16 protein-coding genes are annotated in these 19,030 nt (G+C 63.0%); 4 read left to right on the top strand and 12 right to left on the bottom strand.

Features of this window, described 5'->3' with window-relative positions; genetic code table 11:
• Nucleotides 1–86: 86 nt before the first annotated feature.
• From HGO38_RS05825 to HGO38_RS05815, 3 genes are all read right to left on the bottom strand, one after another.
• Nucleotides 87–1,313, bottom strand: coding sequence for a CmpA/NrtA family ABC transporter substrate-binding protein (locus HGO38_RS05825; protein ID WP_250954962.1), 1,227 nt, complete (start codon nucleotides 1,311–1,313; stop codon nucleotides 87–89).
• A gap of 5 nt (nucleotides 1,314–1,318) precedes the next feature.
• Nucleotides 1,319–1,909: an ANTAR domain-containing response regulator gene (locus HGO38_RS05820; RefSeq protein ID WP_250954961.1), complete on the bottom strand. Its 591-nt coding sequence runs from the start codon at nucleotides 1,907–1,909 to the stop codon at nucleotides 1,319–1,321.
• A 93-nt stretch (nucleotides 1,910–2,002) separates the two neighbouring features.
• Complete coding sequence (locus HGO38_RS05815) at nucleotides 2,003–2,743, bottom strand: helix-turn-helix transcriptional regulator (protein ID WP_250954960.1); 741 nt, start codon at nucleotides 2,741–2,743, stop codon at nucleotides 2,003–2,005.
• Nucleotides 2,744–3,200: 457 nt separating this feature from the next.
• Here HGO38_RS05815 and HGO38_RS05810 point away from each other — a divergent pair, with 457 nt between their 5' ends.
• Together HGO38_RS05810 and HGO38_RS05805 are read left to right on the top strand one after the other, a co-directional pair.
• Nucleotides 3,201–4,088, top strand: a complete 888-nt coding sequence (locus HGO38_RS05810; protein WP_250954959.1) for an SMP-30/gluconolactonase/LRE family protein — start codon at nucleotides 3,201–3,203, stop codon at nucleotides 4,086–4,088.
• 207 nt (nucleotides 4,089–4,295) lie between these two features.
• On the top strand, nucleotides 4,296–4,856 hold the full coding sequence (locus HGO38_RS05805) for a PRC-barrel domain-containing protein (protein ID WP_250954958.1): 561 nt from the start codon (nucleotides 4,296–4,298) through the stop codon (nucleotides 4,854–4,856).
• A gap of 75 nt (nucleotides 4,857–4,931) precedes the next feature.
• Here the strand turns inward: HGO38_RS05805 and HGO38_RS05800 are convergent, their stop codons facing one another.
• The 3 genes from HGO38_RS05800 to HGO38_RS05790 form a co-directional block, all read right to left on the bottom strand.
• Nucleotides 4,932–6,977 carry an oxidoreductase gene (locus HGO38_RS05800; protein WP_284739324.1) on the bottom strand — a complete coding sequence of 682 codons (2,046 nt, stop codon included), beginning with the start codon at nucleotides 6,975–6,977 and terminating at the stop codon, nucleotides 4,932–4,934.
• Nucleotides 6,978–7,146: 169 nt separating this feature from the next.
• The gene (locus HGO38_RS05795; RefSeq protein WP_250954957.1) at nucleotides 7,147–8,508 is read right to left on the bottom strand and encodes a putative bifunctional diguanylate cyclase/phosphodiesterase; all 1,362 of its coding nucleotides are present in this window, start codon (nucleotides 8,506–8,508) and stop codon (nucleotides 7,147–7,149) included.
• Between the two features lie 131 nt (nucleotides 8,509–8,639).
• Nucleotides 8,640–10,376: a response regulator gene (locus HGO38_RS05790; protein WP_352230460.1), complete on the bottom strand. Its 1,737-nt coding sequence runs from the start codon at nucleotides 10,374–10,376 to the stop codon at nucleotides 8,640–8,642.
• A 314-nt stretch (nucleotides 10,377–10,690) separates the two neighbouring features.
• Here HGO38_RS05790 and mutL point away from each other — a divergent pair, with 314 nt between their 5' ends.
• Together mutL and HGO38_RS05780 are read left to right on the top strand one after the other, a co-directional pair.
• On the top strand, nucleotides 10,691–12,496 hold the full coding sequence (gene mutL, locus HGO38_RS05785) for a DNA mismatch repair endonuclease MutL (protein ID WP_250955002.1): 1,806 nt from the start codon (nucleotides 10,691–10,693) through the stop codon (nucleotides 12,494–12,496).
• Nucleotides 12,497–12,559: 63 nt separating this feature from the next.
• Complete coding sequence (locus HGO38_RS05780) at nucleotides 12,560–12,793, top strand: DUF2093 domain-containing protein (RefSeq protein WP_250954956.1); 234 nt, start codon at nucleotides 12,560–12,562, stop codon at nucleotides 12,791–12,793.
• A 288-nt stretch (nucleotides 12,794–13,081) separates the two neighbouring features.
• On the opposite strand, the gene lpxK is transcribed toward HGO38_RS05780, so the two are convergent.
• From lpxK to HGO38_RS05750, 6 genes are all read right to left on the bottom strand, one after another.
• Complete coding sequence (lpxK, locus tag HGO38_RS05775) at nucleotides 13,082–14,128, bottom strand: tetraacyldisaccharide 4'-kinase (protein ID WP_250954955.1); 1,047 nt, start codon at nucleotides 14,126–14,128, stop codon at nucleotides 13,082–13,084.
• 151 nt (nucleotides 14,129–14,279) lie between these two features.
• Nucleotides 14,280–15,011 (bottom strand): HAD family hydrolase, encoded by a 732-nt coding sequence (locus HGO38_RS05770; RefSeq protein ID WP_250954954.1) that lies wholly within the window; start codon nucleotides 15,009–15,011, stop codon nucleotides 14,280–14,282.
• Nucleotides 15,008–16,321, bottom strand: coding sequence for a lipid IV(A) 3-deoxy-D-manno-octulosonic acid transferase (gene waaA, locus HGO38_RS05765; RefSeq protein ID WP_250954953.1), 1,314 nt, complete (start codon nucleotides 16,319–16,321; stop codon nucleotides 15,008–15,010). Before waaA ends, HGO38_RS05770 begins: the two co-directional genes overlap by 4 nt.
• 152 nt (nucleotides 16,322–16,473) lie before the next feature.
• Entirely contained in the window at nucleotides 16,474–16,725 is a 252-nt protein-coding gene (locus HGO38_RS05760) for a DUF4170 domain-containing protein (protein ID WP_250954952.1), read from the bottom strand.
• Between the two features lie 60 nt (nucleotides 16,726–16,785).
• A complete protein-coding gene (locus tag HGO38_RS05755) occupies nucleotides 16,786–17,592 on the bottom strand; it encodes a 3'(2'),5'-bisphosphate nucleotidase CysQ (protein WP_250954951.1) in 807 nt (268 codons plus the stop codon).
• 40 nt (nucleotides 17,593–17,632) lie between these two features.
• Nucleotides 17,633–18,979 carry a TldD/PmbA family protein gene (locus HGO38_RS05750; RefSeq protein ID WP_250954950.1) on the bottom strand — a complete coding sequence of 449 codons (1,347 nt, stop codon included), beginning with the start codon at nucleotides 18,977–18,979 and terminating at the stop codon, nucleotides 17,633–17,635.
• Nucleotides 18,980–19,030 lie beyond the last annotated feature (51 nt).

Raw genomic sequence — 19,030 nt, 5'->3', positions numbered from 1 at the left:
GATTATTCTTTGTGCAGTCAAGACCGCACCGCCGACGCACAGCAATTGTGCAGTGCCTATATTGCGGGCGCAAAGTTGTGCATGTCTTAGGCGATCGCCTGGCTGGCAATATAATCGTCAAGCCGGTCCGGATCGAAAATCCGGCCGTCGAAAAAGCCGTCAGGACCCAGCATCAGCCGGCCGACAGTGGCGCCGATATATTGCGGCGCGGCGAGCGCGCCTTCGACCTTGAGATTGGCGCCGGGCATGGCGGCGAAAATCGGCTTCAGGGCCTGGCGGTAGAGATCGGGGCGATAGGAATCGCGGGCGATCAGCGCATTGTGGGGCGAATGGCTGCAATGACCCCAGCGCACCATCTGGCTGTAGAACCACAGGGCGTGGCTCTGCCAGGGGAAATTGGCGGCCTTGCGGTCGAGCACGAGAAAATCCTCGACCTCGACGGTCACGTCAGGCGCGACGAAGATGCGGCCGGTCAGCTCGGGCAGCAGCAGCCGGCCCTCGACACCCAGATATTGCCGCGCCGCCATGATGCCGGCCAGTTCCTCGATGTTTTCCGGATTGCCGCACCATTGCGCCGCACGGTAGCAGGCTCTGAGCAGGGCATCAAGCGCCGGGCGATTGGCATCGGCCCATGCTTTCGACACGCCCAGAACCTTTTCCGGGCTGTTGCGCCAGATCTTGGCCTTGACGGTGACGATGCGGCCGATGTTGCGATCGACGGAGACGGTGTTCCAGGGCTCGCCGACGCAATAGCCGTCGATGCGGTCCATCATCAGCGCGTCCGGCATCAGCGGCGGCGGCACGGCGGCGATCTCGACGTCGTGATCGGGCGAGATGCCGCAGGCGGCCAGCCAATAGCGCAGTTCGTAATTGTGGCCCGAATGGAAATGCACCACGGCAAAACGCAGCATGGGCAGGCCGAGGCGCTTGCGCGCTTCGACCACGGCCTTCAATGCGGCACCAGCACCGCGCGGCTCCAGATCGGCCACCAGCCCCTCGCCCAGCATGGCCTCGTAGAGTGCTGTCGAGACCGTGATGGCATTGCCGCCGAGGTTCAGCGCCATCGGCGTGATCAGCGGCGTCGACATAGGCGACAGGCCGAGATTGGCGGCGATCGGCATGGGCGCCAGCATATGGGCGGCCTGGAAATGGCCGACGGCAATGCGGTCGCGGATATTGGCCCAGGAGGTTTCGCGGACCAGCTTCAGATCCAGCCCCTCGTCGCTGGCAAAGCCCTTTTCCGCCGCGGTGACGACGACGGCGCTGTCGAACAGCGGCATGAAGCCCAGGGTGATGTCCATCCGGTCCGGCATGGGCGTCAATCCTCCAGCAGGCCGGCGGCCAGAACAAGGCTCTGGGCGATTTCGGCGATCTTGCGGTTCTGTTTCATGGCGGTGGAGCGCAGCAGCCTGTAGGCTTCGTCCTCATCGATCCTCTTGGATTTCATCAGGATGCCCTTGGCCCGCTCGATCAGCTTGCGGTTTTCGAGTTCGGTGCGGGCCTCGTCCAGTTCGCGGGCCATGCGGGAATAGGCATTGAAGCGGCTGATCGCCATGTCGAGGATCGGCTTGACCCGTTCCTGGCGCAGGCCGTCCACCACATAGGCCGACACGCCGGCCTCGACGGCCGCCTCGATCATGCCCTGATCGGAGCGATCGACGAACATGGCGATCGGCCGCTTCACCGTGCGCGACAGCTGGAACATGCTTTCCAGCATGTCGCGGTTGGGGTTTTCCAGAGAAATGACGATGACATCGGGCGCCAGCCGCTCGATCTGCCGGGCAACGCCCAGGACATCGCGGATGATGGTGACGTTCAGATGGCCAGCAGCATGCAGGCCCGCCTCGATGATCGACGCGCGCAGAGCATTTTCATCGATCACCAGGATTGTCAGATCGGGGCTCGCCATGGCGCATTCATGGCCGAAATGCTCTGGCCACGCAACGGCCAAGTTGCGGTCCGCTGCCGTCAATTTCAGACAGACGGCAGGTCCGCGGCTGCGCTACTTGATCAATCCGAGCCGCAGCGCCTTGGCGACCGCCTGGGTGCGATTGACCGTATCCAGCTTCTTGGTGGCGCGGTTGAGATAGTGGTTGATCGTGTGCTCGGACAGCCCGAGAATCTCGGCGATCTCGACGCTGGTCTTGCCGGCTGCGGTCCAGTTGAGACAATCGATCTCGCGCTCGGTCAGCGTATCGGTGGCGCGGGTGTCGAGGTCGCGGATTTCCGCCAGGCGGTTGTAGATATGCGTCGAGATATAGGTCAGTTCCATCATCTCCAGCAGCGTGAACGGCGCGCGATCTCCGGAAAAGGAAACGGCTCCGCGCGTGCCCGAGGCATCGTGCACCGGGAAATAGGCGCCGTGCGACATCCTGAAACGTTTGAACAGGCCCCTGGCGGTTTCCATCGTGCTCGCATCGCGTTCCTTTGCGATGACCTCGATATCGAAGCGGAAGGGCGCCGTCGAATTGCGCAGCCTTGAGATGACGGGACTGCTGGAAAACAACGGGATCTGGTCGTATTCGGCCAGCAGTTCGGCCGGCCAGTTGGTGATGATGGAATTGCTCGACAGGTTGAGCGAGGTCGCCGATGGCAGGTTCATCACCATGAAGGCCCTGGACCCGAAGGCTTCCGTCAGCCGCTTCATCAGCCGGAAGACATCGAACTGCGTCTTGAAGCCGTTTATCTCGGTGATAAAGTCTCCCACCGACGCCACCGTAACGGCATTCTCATCAGTCGACATTGACGCTTTCCCCAGATCTTCACGCACGTTTCAATTGCCTTACCTTGTGCGGAAGTTCCCAACCGCGCCGCCGACTATGAATCTCGCCAAAACAACCATTCAAAGCGCTTTGACTATATATTTTGCCATAAAACAGATAGACGGCCAGATTCGCTTTCCAAAGCTGGCACGATCTGCAATGCACTACTTAAAAGATCGCTTGCAAAATCGGTTTGATATTGAAAAATTCAGTTTTGTATATTGCTCAGACTATTTCATACTCAAAATATCAGCTTTTGCACTTGCCGGGTATAACGACATGAGTCGGGAGCGAGCCAACCTCTTGATAGAGGTAGACAATAGACGGAGAATTCGCCGACCGTCCAGCGACCATTGTCGAATTTGGGGTAATCGCTTGCGTGTTATCATGCCGATATGGCACGAACTTGCAATCGGCATGACATGGAGGTTCGCAGGCATGAGTTCGACATCGGCATTTTCAGGACACGTCCTCCTCGACACACGGCATGACCTCGCCGAAGGCCCGACCTACGATGCCGGCACGGACACCGCCTGGTGGTTGGACATCCTGGGCAAGACCCTGACCGAACACCATCTCACCAGCGGCCGAACCACCGTTCATCCGCTACCGGTCATGGCCAGCGTGCTGGCCTTTATCGACGATCGCCGCCAGCTGCTGGCCAGCGACCAGGGGCTCTATCTGCGCGATACCGCAAGCGGCGAACTGACGCTGCATGCGACCCTGGAGCCGGACCGGCCGGACAACCGTTCGAACGATGGACGGGTTCACCAAAGCGGCGCCTTGTGGATCGGCACGATGGGCAAGACGGCCGCCACGGGCGCCGGCTCGATCTATCACGTCGCCGGAACGACGGTGACGAAGCTCTACGGCGAGATTTCCATTCCCAACTCGATCTGCTTCTCGCCGGACGGCACGGTCGGCTATTTTACCGATACCCGCGTCAACAAACTGATGCAGGTGGCTCTCGACCCCGCCAAGGGTCTGCCGATCGGGGCGCCCAGTGTTCTGATCGACGGAACGGGCGAGGACGGCGGCTTCGACGGATCGGTTTGCGATGCCGAGGGCACAATCTGGAATGCCCGCTGGGGCGTCGGCGCCGTCGATCGCTATGATGCGGCGGGACAGCATCTGGCGCGCTATCTCGTGCCGGCCCGGCAGACCACCTGCCCGGCCTTTATCGGGCGCGACGCCGGGCGGATGCTGGTCACCTCGGCCACGGAAAACCTCAATGCGGCGGGCCTTGCGGCCGATCCTCTGGGCGGCCACGTGTTCGATCTGGGGATCTCCGTCAAAGGTAAATTCGACCCGAAATTTCGGATTTAGCGGCTTTTTTGCCAGCCATAAAAGCGCCAAACACAGAAACAGGGCCAGAATGTTCCATCTGCGCGCAAAAATATATTGCGCGCTTTTTTCGGAACGAATGCGCGCCCCAGGCATTTTCCTCTCGAACCGACGCTGCAGGCTCCTTACAGATCCATTGCCAGTCGCGTCATTTCGCAACGCCAATCACCCTTGAAAGGTAGGTTCGAGATGAACAAGACCATTACCACTTTCGCAGCAGCCATTCTGCTCGGCTCCACTGCCATCGCTCCCTTTGCTTATGCTCAGGACGCCACCACCCCGGCCGCTCCGACCACGGAAGCTCCGGCAGCAACGGGCGTCACGCCATCGACCGATACCATGGCACCGGCTGCCACGACGGGTGCGATGAACGACACCTACCTGACCGAACAGAGCACCACGCAGGTCAGCGCCAATGACTTCATCGGCCAGCCGGTCCTGAACTCGGCCAACGAGAGCATCGGTGACATCAACGACCTGATCATCGAAGAACAGGGCGGCATTGTCGCAGCCGTCGTCGGCGTCGGCGGCTTTATCGGCATCGGCGAAAAGAACGTCGCCGTTCCAATGTCCAAGCTGACCGTGACCCGCGAAGCTGATGGCAACGACATCAAGCTGACGACCATGGAAACGGCCGAGACGCTGAAGGCCGCGCCTGAATTCAAGACTCTGGACGACCAGGCCGACGCATCCAGCACGATGACGACACCAACCGATGGCACCACCACCTCGTCGACGGTTACCAAGTAACCTGGAACGGGAAACGTGCCAACGTTTCAAACAGGGCGGCGCTTCGGCGCCGCCTTCGTTCGTTTGACGCCTCTCTCATAACAGCACGCACAGGCGCAGCGCATCGTAGATGCCGGCATGGATATTGCGGCTTTCCACGGCGTCGCCAATCCGCAGCAGGTCGAATGTCGCGCCGTCGTTCCTGACGACCAAGGGTTGCCGGCGGGCGATCAGCGCCTTGTAGTCCACGGCCCCCAGATTGCGCGACAGCGGCTTCAGCTCGCGATAGAGATCGTCATTGGCAAGCGTGCCATGCTCGACCACGACCTGCGCGACCCGCCGCTCGACACGCATCTTAGCGGAAAAATCCGATCCAAGCGTTGCCACCAGGCCATTGCCCTCGCGCCGCACGGCGAGCAACCGTGTGTTGATCGTGACGCGGACATTGTGTTCGGCAAAGACCTTTGCATAGGGCACATGGTTCATGCCGCCCATTTCCGGCGCGAAGAACCGTTCGGGCGAGACCAGTTCCAGCTCCACGCCGGCTTTGGCCATCGCTTCCGCCGCACTCATGCCCGGATGGCCGCCATTGTCGTCGAACAGCAGCGCCGGGCCTTCCGGCTTGACCGCTCCGGCCAGGATATCCCAGCTTGAGGTCAAAAGCTCCTCGCCGGCCTCCAGTTCCGGCGACTGGGCAATGCCGCCGGTGGCGATCACCACCAGATCGGGATTTTCGGCGAGGATATCCTCTGTGCCGGCATAGGTGTTGTAGCGGATCGTCACGCCCAGACGCTCCAGCTCGGCCAGCCGCCAGTCGACGATGCCGATCATTTCCCGGCGGCGCGGATTGCGGATCAGCAGATTGATCTGGCCGCCCGCCTCCCCCGTCGCCTCCAGCACCTCGACCCCATGGCCGCGCTCCGCCAGCACACGGGCCGCCTCGAGCCCGGCCGGACCGGCACCGACGACCACCGCCTTGCGGGGCTTGTCCGCCCTGGCAATGATATGCGGGATGAGCGCCTCGCGGCTGGTGGCCGCATTGTGGATACAGAGCGCCTCGCCGCCCTCGTAGATACGGTCGAGACAGTAGGTGGCGCCGACGCAGGGGCGGATCTCCGCCTCGCGGCCGGCAATGATCTTCGCGACGATATGCGGATCGGCAATATGGGCGCGGGTCATGCCGACCATGTCGAGCTTGCCCTCGGCAATGGCGTGGCGGGCCGTGGCGACATCGGCGATGCGGGCGGCATGGAAGACCGGAAATTTCGTGGCGGCCCTCACCTCACCGGCAAAATCGAGATGCGGCGAGGCGGCCATGCCCTGGATCGGGATGACGTTGTTGAGCGCCGCATCATGTTCGATATGGCCGCGGATGATGTTGAGGAAATCGATATCGCCCGAGGCTGCCAGCCGCCGGGCGATCTCGACACCCTCTTGCTTCGACAGGCCCTTGTCCCAGTCCTCGTCCGCCACCATGCGGATGCCGACGATGAAATCGGGGCCAACGGCCTTGCGCACGGCGTCGATGACCAGGGTCGAAAAGCGCATGCGATTGTCGAGACTGCCGCCGAATGCGTCGTCACGACGGTTGGTGGCCGGCGACCAGAAACCGTCCATCAGATGGCCATAGGCTTCGAACTCGATGCCATCGAGGCCGGCCGCCTGCATGCGTTGGGCAGCGCTGGCATAATCGCCGACGATGCGCTCGATGTCCCAGTCCTCGATCTCTTTCGGAAAATGCCGGTGGGCCGGCTCGCGGATCGCCGAGGGCGACAGAACCGGCAGCCAGTCGCCCTTGTTCCAATTGGTGCGCCGGCCGAGATGGGTGAGCTGGATCATCACGGCCGCGCCGTGCTCGTGACAGTCATCGGCCAGCTTCTTCAGCCAGGGCACGATCTCGTCCTTGTAGGCGTGCAGATTGCCGAAGGCGGCCGGGCTGTCGTTTGAGACGATCGCCGACCCCGCCGTCATGGTCAGCGCTATGCCGCCTTTGGCCTTTTCGACGTGATAGAGCCGGTAGCGATCCGTCGGCATGCCGCCATCCGAATAGGCCGGCTCGTGGGCCGTCGACATGATGCGGTTCTTGAGCGTCAGGTGCTTGAGCTGAAACGGCTGGAGAAGGGGGTCGCGTGACAGGTCCATGGCAATTCCTTTTCAGGCAACCCATGACCGGTCAGGGTGCGCCGTTCAAAAAGAGCATCATCGGGCAGGTCCAGGCTTATGGCTATATCCAGAGGCGGCGAAGCCTGTCCGGTCCGCGTCGTTTTTTCTGCTCCGAATGTGGCGTTCAGGACGCAGGCAGGTCAAAGGATCAGGCGCTGGCCCGGTCGACCACGGCGAATTCGTGGTAGTGGTTGGCGAGGTAGCGCAGCGTCGCTGCCGCATCGACCGGCTTGCCGTAAAAATAGCCCTGGCCCATGCCGCAGCCGAGCGCTTTCAGCTTTTCGGCCTCGGCGGCGGTCTCTATGCCTTCGGCGACGACTTCCAGTTCCAGACCATCGCACAAGGTGACGATTGCCTTGATGATATGCTCGGAGGCGCGATCCTTGGTGATCGCGGAGACGAAGGCGCGGTCGATCTTGACCTTGTCGAAGGCGAAATCGCGCAGGCGGCCAAGGCTCGATTGTCCGGTGCCGAAATCATCGAGCGAGATCCGCACGCCGGCGGCGCGCAGCTCCGAGATGATGCGCGAGGCCGTTTCGGCCGAGGTCATCACGGCGGTTTCGGTGATTTCCAGCTCCAGCCGGCGAGGATCGAAGCCAACGCCGTTGAGGATCGCCAGGATATTGGCCGTGGTGGAGGGATCCATCAACTGGGCCGAGGACAGGTTGAAGGACAGGAACAGCTCGCGCGGCCAGGCGAGCGTCGCTTCGGCGGCCTTGCGCAACAGCGTTTCGGACAGGGTGTCGATGAAGCCGCGCTCTTCGGCCAGCGGCACGAAGACCGCCGGTGACACCGATCCGAGATCGGGATCGACCCAGCGGGCGAGCGCCTCGAAACCGACAACCCGGCCATCCTGCAGTTGCACGATCGGCTGGAAATGCACATCGACCGCGTCGGCGATGATGGCATTGCGCAGCGCCTGCTCGATCTGGGTGGCGCGTTTCATCTCCTGGGCGATCTCGCGGGAGTAGACGGTGATCTGGCCGCGGCCGCGACGCTTGGAGCGATAGAGCGCCGTTTCCGCGCTCTTCATCAGTTCATCGAAATCGGCGCCGGCAAACGGATAGATCGAGAAACCCAGCGAGGCCGACAGGCGCACATTGCGGTCGCCGAGATCATAAGGCGCCGACAGGACATCCTTGATCATCTGGCCGATGCGCTCGGCGCCGACCCGCTCGAAGATCAGCGGCAGGATAATGGCGAATTCGTCGCCGTCGTGGCGTGTGACGGTGGCGCCATCGGGCATGCAGGCCTTCAGCCGATGGGCGACCTGGCAGAGGATTTCGTCGCCGGCCATGGTGCCGAACAGGTCGTTGATCGGCTTGAAGCCATCGAGATTGGCCAAAGCCACCGTAAACGGCGCGGGGTCGCTGGCGCGTTCTGCGGCCAGCGAGCGGATCTTGTCGCGCAGGCGATAACGATTGCCAAGTCCGGTGAGCTGATCGGTATAGGCCATCGCCTGCAGCTCATTCTGGCTGGCTGGCGGCACTGTCGATTCAGCGGGGCCCATCCATAAATCCTAAAATAAATCAATTCCTCATGGATGAAGGATGGGCGTGAAATATTAAAAAAATCATAGCAATTCCGTAGCCTTGACTACAGGTTCTAACCCGTGAATTAGGGGGTTGACAGTGTTTTCAGCTAAGGCGCGAGGCCAAAACCCTCGATCGGCATGAACCGATCGAGAAGGGTTTCGATGGCATCGGGGCTCAGCGGTTTCAGGATGACGTCGTTCATGCCGGCCGCCAGGCATTTGGCCCGGTCCTGATCGAAAGCCGGCACCAGCACACCGATGATCGGCGTTTGCCGACCCGTGCGGTTCTCCTGCTCGCGAATGGTGCGGCAGACCTCCATGCCATTGATATCGGGCAGGGAGACATCGAGCAGCATCAGCGGCGGGCGCAGTTCGTCCCAGAGCCGCAGCGCCTCACTGCCGGTTGCAGCGATGCGGTAGCGGCGACCGAGCCCTTCCAGGATCTGCGAGAAGACAATCTGGTTGATCTCGTTGTCCTCGACCACCAGGACCTCGATGGCCGACGCCCCGTCAGGCGCCGGACCATCGCTGACGGTGGAGATTTCCCAGTCGTCGGAGGCCAAAAGATGGGTTCCTTCGGCGTCGCTCAAGTGTTCGCTGACCAGGAAGGCGAGATCGGTATCGAGCTGAAAGGCATCGAGCGTTACGACATCGATGCCGTATTGTTCGGCAAGCTCGAGGCAGGCGAGGTCCATCTGGTTGTCGACGACCACCAGATCGAGGGTGACATCGACGGACTTGGCGACACTCAAGAAGGCCTGCTGCTCGGTTTCGCTGCGCACCGAACAGGAATCGACGCCCAGGCGGGTCAGGACCTTGAGGCTCTTGGCCTCGAAGTCGGTATCGGCGGTGACAAGCAGCACCTTGCGGCCGGAAAAACCGATCGGCGACGACCGCATGGGCGAGCGGCGCTCGTCCGTGATTCCGGTTGCCGGTTTCGCCTGAGGCGCGGGTTCGGCGGTCAAGGACGGCGCCATCGCGCCGCGGCCGTCAGCCGCTCTCGGCTCCAGGACTTCGTCCATGCTGGTCACCAGAAAATAGCGGCCGGGTTTGCCGACGCGCTGGCTGCGGACGATGACCTGTCTTTCTGTGCCATCCCGGCCCGTCAGACGCTCGACCGACAGGGCCGGTACGCCCGTTTCGAGAACATGGCGGTCGGCCGTATCAAGCTTCGCGGCGAGGCCTGCATCAAAGATCTCGGCACAGGGGCGGCCGAGTATGGCCTCGGCACCGGCGCCCAGCAGCGCGCAGAACAGCTTGTTGACGGCAACCATGTTGAAGTTGCGGTCCTTGACGAAAATCGGATGGGGAAGGTTGTCGAGGATTTCCTCGGTCAATTGAACCCGTTCCAGGTCGGCGCGCCACTGCTCCTCGCGCTTCTTCTGATCGGTGATATCGGTGACCACGCAAATGCCGTAGCCGGACGGCAGGCGGCGCTTGGCAAGCCGGATCCAGCGGCCGCGTTTGTCCCGTTCCTGCGTCTCGGACCGTTCGCGCCAATGGGCGGCAATGCGTTCGGCGATCCATTCCTCGCGGCCGGGCAAGGGGCCACCGTTGGCGGTCAAGCTCATGCGGATGGAGTGATCGTAGACCGCGCCGAGGAAATCACGCAGCCGTGTGCCGACCGACAGGAACGCCGCGGGAACCGGAAAATAATGAAGGCCAAGCCGATTGGCGTAGAGCAGATGGTCGTTTTTGTCGTAGATGATGATGGCAGAGGACAGCGCGTCGCAGACCGCATCCAGCAGAGCCGGTTGGATGGCTGTATTGGTTGATGGCGCTTCTTCCATCCACAGGCCCCCGTGAAGCCTTTCCTCTGCCGAGGCCGGTGCAAATTCTTTCACTATACCGCCTCAAACGACCCGTGCAGGCGCATCACCGCTTGCAGTCCCATGTATATCTTGCAGAACAGAAAACATGCTGGATGCCGAACTTGATGCAACAAAACGGCTGTCAATTGCGTGACGGCTTCCAGCTTGCCGTCACAAACCACCGGTTATCAGCTCAATTGCATAATCATTTCAAGTTAGGGGTCAAATTAGCGGGATTCCCTTAAGGCGATCTTAATGGCAACCAACCGGAATTTGTACCGCGAATAAATGCCAGCCGGCCGCAGTTCGCCCTTCCCATGACCGCACGAATCCGGGAAAATGGCGAGATGAACATCAAGCAATTGCCCGAGACCCTGATCAACCAGATCGCTGCCGGCGAGGTCATCGAACGACCGGCCAGCGCGGTCAAGGAACTGATCGAAAACGCCATCGATGCCGGCGCCAGCCGCATCGAGATCGCCACGTCTGGCGGCGGCAAAAGCCTGCTGCGGGTGATCGACAACGGCTCGGGCATGAGCGAGGCGGATCTCGAACTTTCGGTCCGGCGCCATTGCACGTCGAAGCTGCAGGCTTCGCTCAGCGACATCCGCAGCCTCGGCTTTCGCGGCGAGGCCCTGCCCTCGATCGGCTCTGTCGCCAAGCTGACAATTTCCACCCGGCGCGCCGACAGTGCCGGCGGTGCGCAGATTTCCGTCGAGGGCGGCCGGCTGACAGCGCTCCGGCCGGTGGCGGCCAATCCCGGCACCATGGTCGAGGTGCGCGACCTGTTCTTCGCCACGCCGGCGCGGCTGAAATTCCTGAAAACCGAGAAGGCGGAAAGTGCGGCGATCACCGAAGTGGTCAAGCGCATGGCGATTGCCTTTCCGCAGATCCGCTTCGTGCTGTCGGGCAGCGACCGTTCGACGCTGGAGTTCGCAGCGACCGGCGACGATCACCTGGCCCGCATCGCGCAGATACTGGGCGCCGATTTCCGCGACAATGCCATTGCGCTCGATGCGGTGCGCGAGGATGTGGCGCTCGGCGGCTTTGCCGGCATTCCGACCTTTAACCGCGGCAATTCGGCCCATCAATACGCCTTCGTCAACGGCCGTCCGGTGCAGGACAAGCTGATCCTTTCGGCGCTGCGTGGCGCCTATGCCGAGACCGTGCCGCACGGCCGCTTTCCGGTCGCCGTGCTGTCGATCACGCTCGATCCGGCGCTGGTCGACGTCAACGTGCATCCGGCGAAGTCAGACGTCCGGTTTCGCGATCCCGGCCTCATTCGCGGCCTGATCGTCGGCGCCGTGCGCGAGGCGCTTACCCGCGAGGGCGACCGCGCCTCGACGACCGGCGCCGGCGGCATGCTGCGCGCCTTCCGTCCGGGCTTCCAGCCAAGTGCACGGCCGGACGTCGCCGGCTGGAGCGCGGCGACCTCACCCTACCGGCCGTTTTCCAGCCCCTCGGCTGCGGGCTTCGCAGAGGCGCAGCAGGCCGGCTTCGAGACCATGGCGATGCCGACGGCGCGCAGCGAGAGCGTGACGAGCCCCGAGCCATCCCGCAGCGAGCCGGCGCAGTATCCGCTGGGGGCTGCCCGCGCGCAGGTCCACTCCAACTATATCGTCGCCCAGACCGGCGACGGCCTTGTGATCGTCGACCAGCATGCCGCCCATGAACGGCTGGTGTTCGAGGACATGCGCAAGGCGCTGACCGGGCGGCGGCTGCCGTCGCAGGGACTGCTGATCCCCGAAATCGTCGACTTGACGGAGGAGGATTGCGACCGGCTGATGGGCCATGCCGAGAGCTTCGAGCAGATGGGGCTTGCCATCGAGCGGTTCGGGCCCGGCGCCATTGCCGTTCGCGAGACGCCGGCCATGCTGGGCGAAGTCGACGTGCAGGGCCTGTTGCGGCAGCTGGCCGACGAGATCGCCGAATGGGACACGGCCGCCGGCCTGTCGGCCAAGCTGGAATATGTGGCGGCCACCATGGCCTGCCACGGCTCGGTGCGCTCCGGCCGGATCCTGCGGGTCGAAGAAATGAACGCGCTGCTGCGGCAGATGGAGCAGACGCCGGGCTCCGGCCAATGCAATCACGGCCGGCCGACCTATGTGGAGCTGAAGCTGTCGGATATCGAGCGGCTGTTCGGCCGAAGCTGAAATTTCTGGAAATCTAATGCGCCAAGGTTTATTGCAGTCTGATGACGGCAGCAGGAGCAAGACATGAACCGGTTTGAAGGCGGCGGCAACCGCGAGGCGAAGATCAGGTATCTCGATGCCGACTTCCAGATCCTGTCGCCCGGCTCCTATGTCGTCTGCGCCATGACCGGCAAGCCAATCCTGATCGACGAGCTGAAATACTGGAGCGTCGCCCGCCAGGAACCCTATGCCGACGCCCTGGCCTCGTTCGAGGCCGAAAAACGCGCCGGCGCCCTGCCCTCGCAACAGCCTCGCTGATCGGCGGCTGGGGTGGTGGATTTCGAGGCCCAAGCCTTGTTCATCCTCGTCACAATTGTCTTTAAAAAAATCCCCTCCCCACCCTCCCCACAAGGGGGAGGGCTTAACCCGCTGAAACCTCTATGGTTTTTGACGAAGTGTATCCGCGCGTTTTCTCCCCCCTTGTGGGGGTTGAGGAACGGTCCGCGCAGCGGAGAAATCGATCCCGTGAATCGATTTCAGTGACGAACGCCGGCAGGGCAGAGAGGGTCTTTTGCCATGGTCGCGCTGGCCTCTGAGGTCAGCAGATCAAACCGGAGCTTTCGCAGAGGCGCGCAGGCGGCGGGTGCGGCAGGCTTCGATGGCACGGTCGAGGATGGCGGCCGGGGCGTGGCGATCGTCGAAGGCCATCTCCACCTCGACCACCCGGCTTCGGGCGATGAGGTCGCTTGCCCGGCCATGGGCGCCCTTGAGACGGACGAAATCCTTTGATGTGGTGACCAGCGTCAGACCATGTTCGGCGGAATAGTCGAGCAGTTCGGCAATCTCGTCTTCGCTCAGAAGCTGATGATCGCCGAAGGCGCGATGGGCGACGATCTCGGCGCCGAGGCTTTCCAGGGTGCGATAAAATTTGGCCGGATCGGCGATGCCGGCAAAAGCCATGACCCGAACGCCCGCAAGGTCGGCGCTGTCGCGCGGCTCGAGCGTGGCGACGAACACCGTCTTGCCGGCCCTTGCCGCCTGGCGCACCAGTTTGTCGGCGGCATTGCCATTGCCGACCTTCAGGATGGCCGACAGACAGGCCATCTGGCGGCGCAGGGGCGCGCGCACCGGGCCGCCGGGGACGATATGGCCATTGCCGATGCCGCGCACGGTGTCGATCACGACAAGGGCATAGTCGATCACCAGGCGGGCGCTCTGGAAACCGTCGTCCATGATGATGATATCGGCGCCTTCCTTGACGAGGCGGTCGGCGCCGGCGGTGCGGCGGCGGGAAATGACGGTCAGCGCCTCACGGGCGAGCAGCAGCGGCTCATCGCCGACATCAGCGGCGCGGTGATGATCCGGATCGACGACGGTGGTGACATCCAGCAGACCGCCATAACCCCGGCTGAGGAAGCCGGGCTTCAGGCCCTTCGCCTTGGCGGCGCGGGCCAGCGTCAGCGCGGTCGGCGTCTTGCCGGCCCCGCCGACGGTGAAATTGCCGACGCAGACGACCGGCACGGCCACCGCATGGCGCTTGCCTTTGAGCATGCGATAGCCGGCGACCCGCCCGTAGACGAAGGAGAGCGGCGACAGCAGCCAGGCGCGCCAGTCCGCCTTTCTCCACCAGAACGGCGGCGCTTCCGAGATCATCGCTTGGCATCCCCTCCAGCCGGTACAAGGTGAGTGTCATATAACGGAACAGGCAGATGATCCACCCTTGCGACGAAGGGGCTATCGCCTTGTGGGGGAGATGGCCGGCAGGCCAGAGAGGGTCTTTTCCAATCGGCGGTTCGAAACGGTCCTACCGCAGGATCCGTTCGAGCTCGGTAATGTCGTTCAGGCAGAAATCGCTGGCCGGTTCGAGCGTCAGGCGGGAGCCGGTACCGGTCAGGACGGCGACGGTCAAACCGACGCCGGCATTGCGGCCCATGTGCAGATCGTGATTGTTGTCGCCGACCACCGCCACCTGGTAGGGCTCAAGCCCGGTCGCCCGGCAGAAGGCCAGCACCATGCCTGGCTCCGGCTTGACGCCATGACCGCTGTCGTAGCCGGCGACGAATTCGACATAACTCTCCAGCCCGAAGCGCCGGACGATGTTGCGGATCGAGCGCTCATTGTCGCTGGAGGCAATGCCGAGCCGGAACCCGAGACCGGTCAGCCGCTTAAACAGCAGGGCGAGATCAGTGACCGGCACTGATATGTCGGAGGCCGAGGCAAAGATCTCGTCGAGCCGCTCGGCCAGCGTGTCGGCATCGAAAGGCGAGCCGGCTTCGGCCAGGCCTTCGGCGATCTCGCGGGAATTGCCGGCCGCCAGCAGGCTGTCGGGCACGACATAGCCGCTTTCCGGATCCATGCCGCAGGCAGACAGCAGGCGATCGGCCAGAACCGTATCGCCATCGGCGGCCATCAGCGCCAGCTGCCGGTTCACCGGCCCCCAGCTTTCGTCATAGTCGAGAAGCGTGCCATCCTTGTCGAAGAGAAGTCCGACGATGGCAGCCGGGCTGCGCTCGGCATCACGGTCCGAACCGCTCATCCGCGCGCGGCCCTCGGTTCCAGCCGCGCCTTGACGGTCAGCGGATTGATATAGGGCTCCAGGCCCTTGATGGTGGCAGACAAAGCGCCGCGCATCTGCTGGACGCTTTCCATGCCGGCATCGACCATCTTCTGGCGGGCCAGGTGATTGCCGGTCAGGAAATGCACGGCCTTGGCCAGCATTTCCGCATCGCGCACGACGCGGGCGCTGCCGCCCTTGACCAGTTTCTGATAGCTCTCGCGGAAATTCTCGACATTCGGACCGGTCAGCACCGCGCAGCCGAGCATGGCTGGCTCCAGCGGGTTCTGGCCGCCCTTGCCATGCATCGAGCGGCCGACAAAGGCGATTTCCGTCAGGCGCAGATAAAGGCCCATTTCGCCGATCGTGTCGCCGAGCAGGATGTCGGTTTCCGGGGTGATCGGATCGTTGCGGGTGCGGCGGGCCACCTTCAGGCCCTTCTCGACCATCATCGCCTCGATCTCGTCGCACCGTTCGGGATGGCGCGGCACGACGATGGTCAGCATGCCGGTATGGGCCTTGACGGCGCGATGCACCATCATGGCGACCTTCTCTTCCCCCTCGAAAGTGGAGATGGCCGCCCAGGTGTTGCGATCGCCGATCTGCCGACGGTATTGGGCAAGAACCGCCGCATCGCAGGGCGGCGCGTCGGTATCGACCTTGATATTGCCGGAGACCATGACCGGCCAGGCGCCCAGATCGCGGAACCGCTCCGCATCGAGATCCGACTGGGCAACGACCATGGCCAGTTTGCCGAACAAAGCTTCGGCGATCGACAGATGACCGCGCCAGCGATCGTAGGACCGATCCGAGATGCGGGCATTGACCAGGATATGGGGAATGTGGCGGTCGCGAAGCTCCATCAGCGTCGCCGGCCAGATTTCCGATTCCACCGTGATCGCGATATCAGGCTGCCAATAGGCCAGAAAACGGCTGATCGCCGGCCTGACGTCGATCGGCACATATTGATGGATGATGTCGCCATCCAGCCGAAAGCGCACCAGTTCGGCCGAGGTCACCGTACCGGTGGTCAACAGCACGTTGATATCGCGGCGGCGCAGCTCGCGCATCAGCGGGATCACGGCAATCATCTCGCCGACGCTGGCGGCATGCACCCAGACGAGCGGCCCTTGCGGCCGATCGGCGGCCGGATGGCCGAACCGCTCCAGCCTGCGGGCCCGATCTTCCTTGCCCTTGGCGGCGCGGATCGCCAGAAACGGCACCGCAAGAGGGTATGCCACCAGACCCGCCCAGCGATATGTCGCGAGAGCAACCCGTGCCAATCCGCTCATTTTGCTCCGGTCCGCTTGTTTTTGTTGGTTATCAACGCCCTTTGCCCTCTCGGTCAGGCTTGCAGATTAAAAATCGTTTTGCGTCATAAATGCGTTTAAAATAATGCCGTGGCCGTAAAGCCGGCCTCACGGCACCGTGGCCCAGGGCCCGATCAATCCTTGACGATGGTCTGTTGGCCGGGGGTCAGCAGACGGTGCATGTGGACGATGAAATAGCGCATATGGGCGTTGTCCACGGTCTGCTGGGCCTTGCTCTTCCAGGCCACCAGGGCGCTGGCATAGTCGGGATACATGCCGACGAGATCGAGCTTGCTGACGTCGCGGAACTGGACATCCTCCAGGCTGGAAAGCTCACCGCCGAAGACCAGATGGAGAAGCTGCTTCTTATCGCTGGAATCGGTCATTTCATGGGGTTCCGTTTAATTTCAATTCAAGCCTTCATCTGCTTGATTTCGGGGAAAAGGTCAACCTGCGGCGGCTTTCATGTGCTGCAGCAGATCGGGCAGGACGGATGCGGCACAGGCGCACAGCAGGCCATGCTGGACGGTCGGGCGATTGTAGGACAGGGCATTGCCGTCCATGTCGACAAGGCTCCCGCCGGCCTGTTCGAGGATCAGATCGGCAGCCGCCAGATCCCAGTCATGGGAGTTCTGCTTGACCAGTGTCGCGTCGATCCGGCCGTCGGCGACCATGGCCAGCCGGTAGGCCAGCGACGGCACATGCTTCACCCGGTCGAGCCGATCGCGATAGGGCTTTTCCAGCACATCGATCAGATCCATCGGGGTGGCAAGCCGCAAGCGGTCTTGCGGTTCCGGATTCGACACGCAAATCGGTACGCCATTCTTCAAAACCGCACCGCCGAGCACCGCTGTGAAGACCTCGTGCAGCGCCGGCGCCACCAGCACTCCGGCCACCGGCCGGCCCTTGTGCACCACGGCGACGCTGACGCACCAGGTCTTCTCCCCGGCGATGAAGGCGCGCGTGCCGTCGATCGGATCGACCACGAACAGCGTGTCGCAGGCGAGCCGCGCCGGATCGTCGTCGGTTTCCTCCGACAGCCAGCCATAGCCGGGGCGGGCCGTGCGCAGGCGCTCTTCCAGGCTTTTGTTGGCGGCGTAGTCTGCCGCACTGACGGGCGAACGGCCCTCGTTCTTCCACCAGACTTCCGGCGATTGACCAAAAAAAGTCAAGGCGATCTCGCCCGCGATCCGCGCCGCATCGGCGATCAGCGCAAGATCGCTCTGCCAATCGAAGGGTGAGTCTGCCGGCATTAGGTGCTACGAGGCCTTTCTGTTTTCGGGACTGCGGCCCTTAGCGGCCGGCGAGCGTCATGCCTTCGATGGCGATGGTGGGCGCCGCCACGCCGAACTTGCGGTCGATGTCGCTGGCAGGCGTCAGCTGCAGGAACATCTCCTTCAGGTTCGAGGCGATGGTGACTTCCGAGACCGGATAGGCAAGCTCGCCGTTCTCGATCCAGAAGCCGGAGGCGCCGCGGCTGTAGTCGCCGCTGATCATGTCGACTCCGTGGCCGATCAATTCCGTGACGTAGAAACCGGTGCCGATGCTGCGGATCAGCTCTTCCGGCGTCATGGGGCCGGGTTCCAGCTCCAGATTGGTCGACGACGGCGAGACGGAGGTGCCGCCGCGGGCGCCGCGGCCATTGGTCTTCAGGCCGAGTTCGCGGGCTGCGGACGACGACAGGAACCAATGGTTCAGCACGCCATCCTCGATCATCGCCAGTTTGCGGCCCGACACGCCTTCGCCATCGAAGGGGCGCGACGAGGAGCCGCGGACCTTGAGCGGATCGTCGGTCACGTTGAGGCCGGCCTTCAGCACCTGGGTGCCCATGCGGTCGCGCAGGAACGAGGTCTTGCGGGCAACGGAGGCGCCATTGATCGCTCCGGCGATATGGCCGACGAAGCCGCGCGAGACGCGGGGGTCGAAAACCACGGTGACGTTGCGGCCGGTTTCGGCCTGGCGCGGGTTCAGCCGGCGCACGGCCCGCTCGCCAGCGCGGCGGCCGATATCCTCGGAAGCATCGAGGTCGGCGAAGAACAGGCGGCTGTCATAATCGTGGTCGCGCTCCATGCGCGTGCCCTCGCCAGCGATGACGCCGGCCGAACGGCCGAAGCGCGAGCCGGCATAGCTGCCGGCAAAGCCGTGCGACGTGACCAGAACCAGCCCGCCCATGCCGGCGGAGGCACCGGCACCGGCCGAATTGGTGACGCCAGACACGGCAAGTGCCGCGGCTTCGGCGGCCAGGGCGGCCTCGCGCAGCTGATCGCTCGAGACTTCCGTGCCATCGTATAGGTCGAGATCGGGATAGGTGCGCGCCAGATCGGCTTCGTCGGCGAGACCGGCATAGGGATCTTCCGGCGAGGCCTTGGCCATGGCGACGGCCCGTTCGGCCAGCACCTTGAGATCGAAGCCCGGATTGGCCGAGACGCTGGCGACCTGGTTGCCGATGAACACCCGCAGCGAAAAGTCGTCGCTTTCCGAGGCATCGGTCGATTCGACCTTGCCGAGGCGGACGCTGACCGAATGGGAGCGAGACCTGACGACCACGGCATCGGCGCGATCGGCACCGGCCTTTCGGGCCAGCTCGACCAACTCATGGGCACGGGATAAAAGATTGGCGGAATCGATTTGTGAAGACATGGCTTGGCCTTTCATTCCGGCTCCATTTATTGTGCATTCCACAATGCATCA

Source organism: Rhizobium sp. CG5, assembly GCF_023701945.1.
GTDB lineage: Bacteria > Pseudomonadota > Alphaproteobacteria > Rhizobiales > Rhizobiaceae > Allorhizobium.
The sequence above is the reverse complement of the archived record's forward strand: the minus strand, read 5'-3'. Positions and strand labels throughout refer to the sequence as shown.

What these genes read in the sequence shown, in the direction of transcription:
- HGO38_RS05825 (WP_250954962.1), bottom strand. Translation starts at nt 1,313, where the DNA reads ATGCCGGACCGGATGGACATCACCCTGGGCTTCATGCCGCTGTTCGAC.
- HGO38_RS05820 (WP_250954961.1), bottom strand. Translation starts at nt 1,909, where the DNA reads ATGGCGAGCCCCGATCTGACAATCCTGGTGATCGATGAAAATGCTCTG.
- HGO38_RS05815 (WP_250954960.1), bottom strand. Translation starts at nt 2,743, where the DNA reads ATGTCGACTGATGAGAATGCCGTTACGGTGGCGTCGGTGGGAGACTTT.
- HGO38_RS05810 (WP_250954959.1), top strand. Translation starts at nt 3,201, where the DNA reads ATGAGTTCGACATCGGCATTTTCAGGACACGTCCTCCTCGACACACGG.
- HGO38_RS05805 (WP_250954958.1), top strand. Translation starts at nt 4,296, where the DNA reads ATGAACAAGACCATTACCACTTTCGCAGCAGCCATTCTGCTCGGCTCC.
- HGO38_RS05800 (WP_284739324.1), bottom strand. Translation starts at nt 6,977, where the DNA reads ATGGACCTGTCACGCGACCCCCTTCTCCAGCCGTTTCAGCTCAAGCAC.
- HGO38_RS05795 (WP_250954957.1), bottom strand. Translation starts at nt 8,508, where the DNA reads ATGGGCCCCGCTGAATCGACAGTGCCGCCAGCCAGCCAGAATGAGCTG.
- mutL (WP_250955002.1), top strand. Translation starts at nt 10,691, where the DNA reads ATGAACATCAAGCAATTGCCCGAGACCCTGATCAACCAGATCGCTGCC.
- HGO38_RS05780 (WP_250954956.1), top strand. Translation starts at nt 12,560, where the DNA reads ATGAACCGGTTTGAAGGCGGCGGCAACCGCGAGGCGAAGATCAGGTAT.
- lpxK (WP_250954955.1), bottom strand. Translation starts at nt 14,128, where the DNA reads ATGATCTCGGAAGCGCCGCCGTTCTGGTGGAGAAAGGCGGACTGGCGC.
- HGO38_RS05770 (WP_250954954.1), bottom strand. Translation starts at nt 15,011, where the DNA reads ATGAGCGGTTCGGACCGTGATGCCGAGCGCAGCCCGGCTGCCATCGTC.
- waaA (WP_250954953.1), bottom strand. Translation starts at nt 16,321, where the DNA reads ATGAGCGGATTGGCACGGGTTGCTCTCGCGACATATCGCTGGGCGGGT.
- HGO38_RS05760 (WP_250954952.1), bottom strand. Translation starts at nt 16,725, where the DNA reads ATGACCGATTCCAGCGATAAGAAGCAGCTTCTCCATCTGGTCTTCGGC.
- HGO38_RS05755 (WP_250954951.1), bottom strand. Translation starts at nt 17,592, where the DNA reads ATGCCGGCAGACTCACCCTTCGATTGGCAGAGCGATCTTGCGCTGATC.
- HGO38_RS05750 (WP_250954950.1), bottom strand. Translation starts at nt 18,979, where the DNA reads ATGTCTTCACAAATCGATTCCGCCAATCTTTTATCCCGTGCCCATGAG.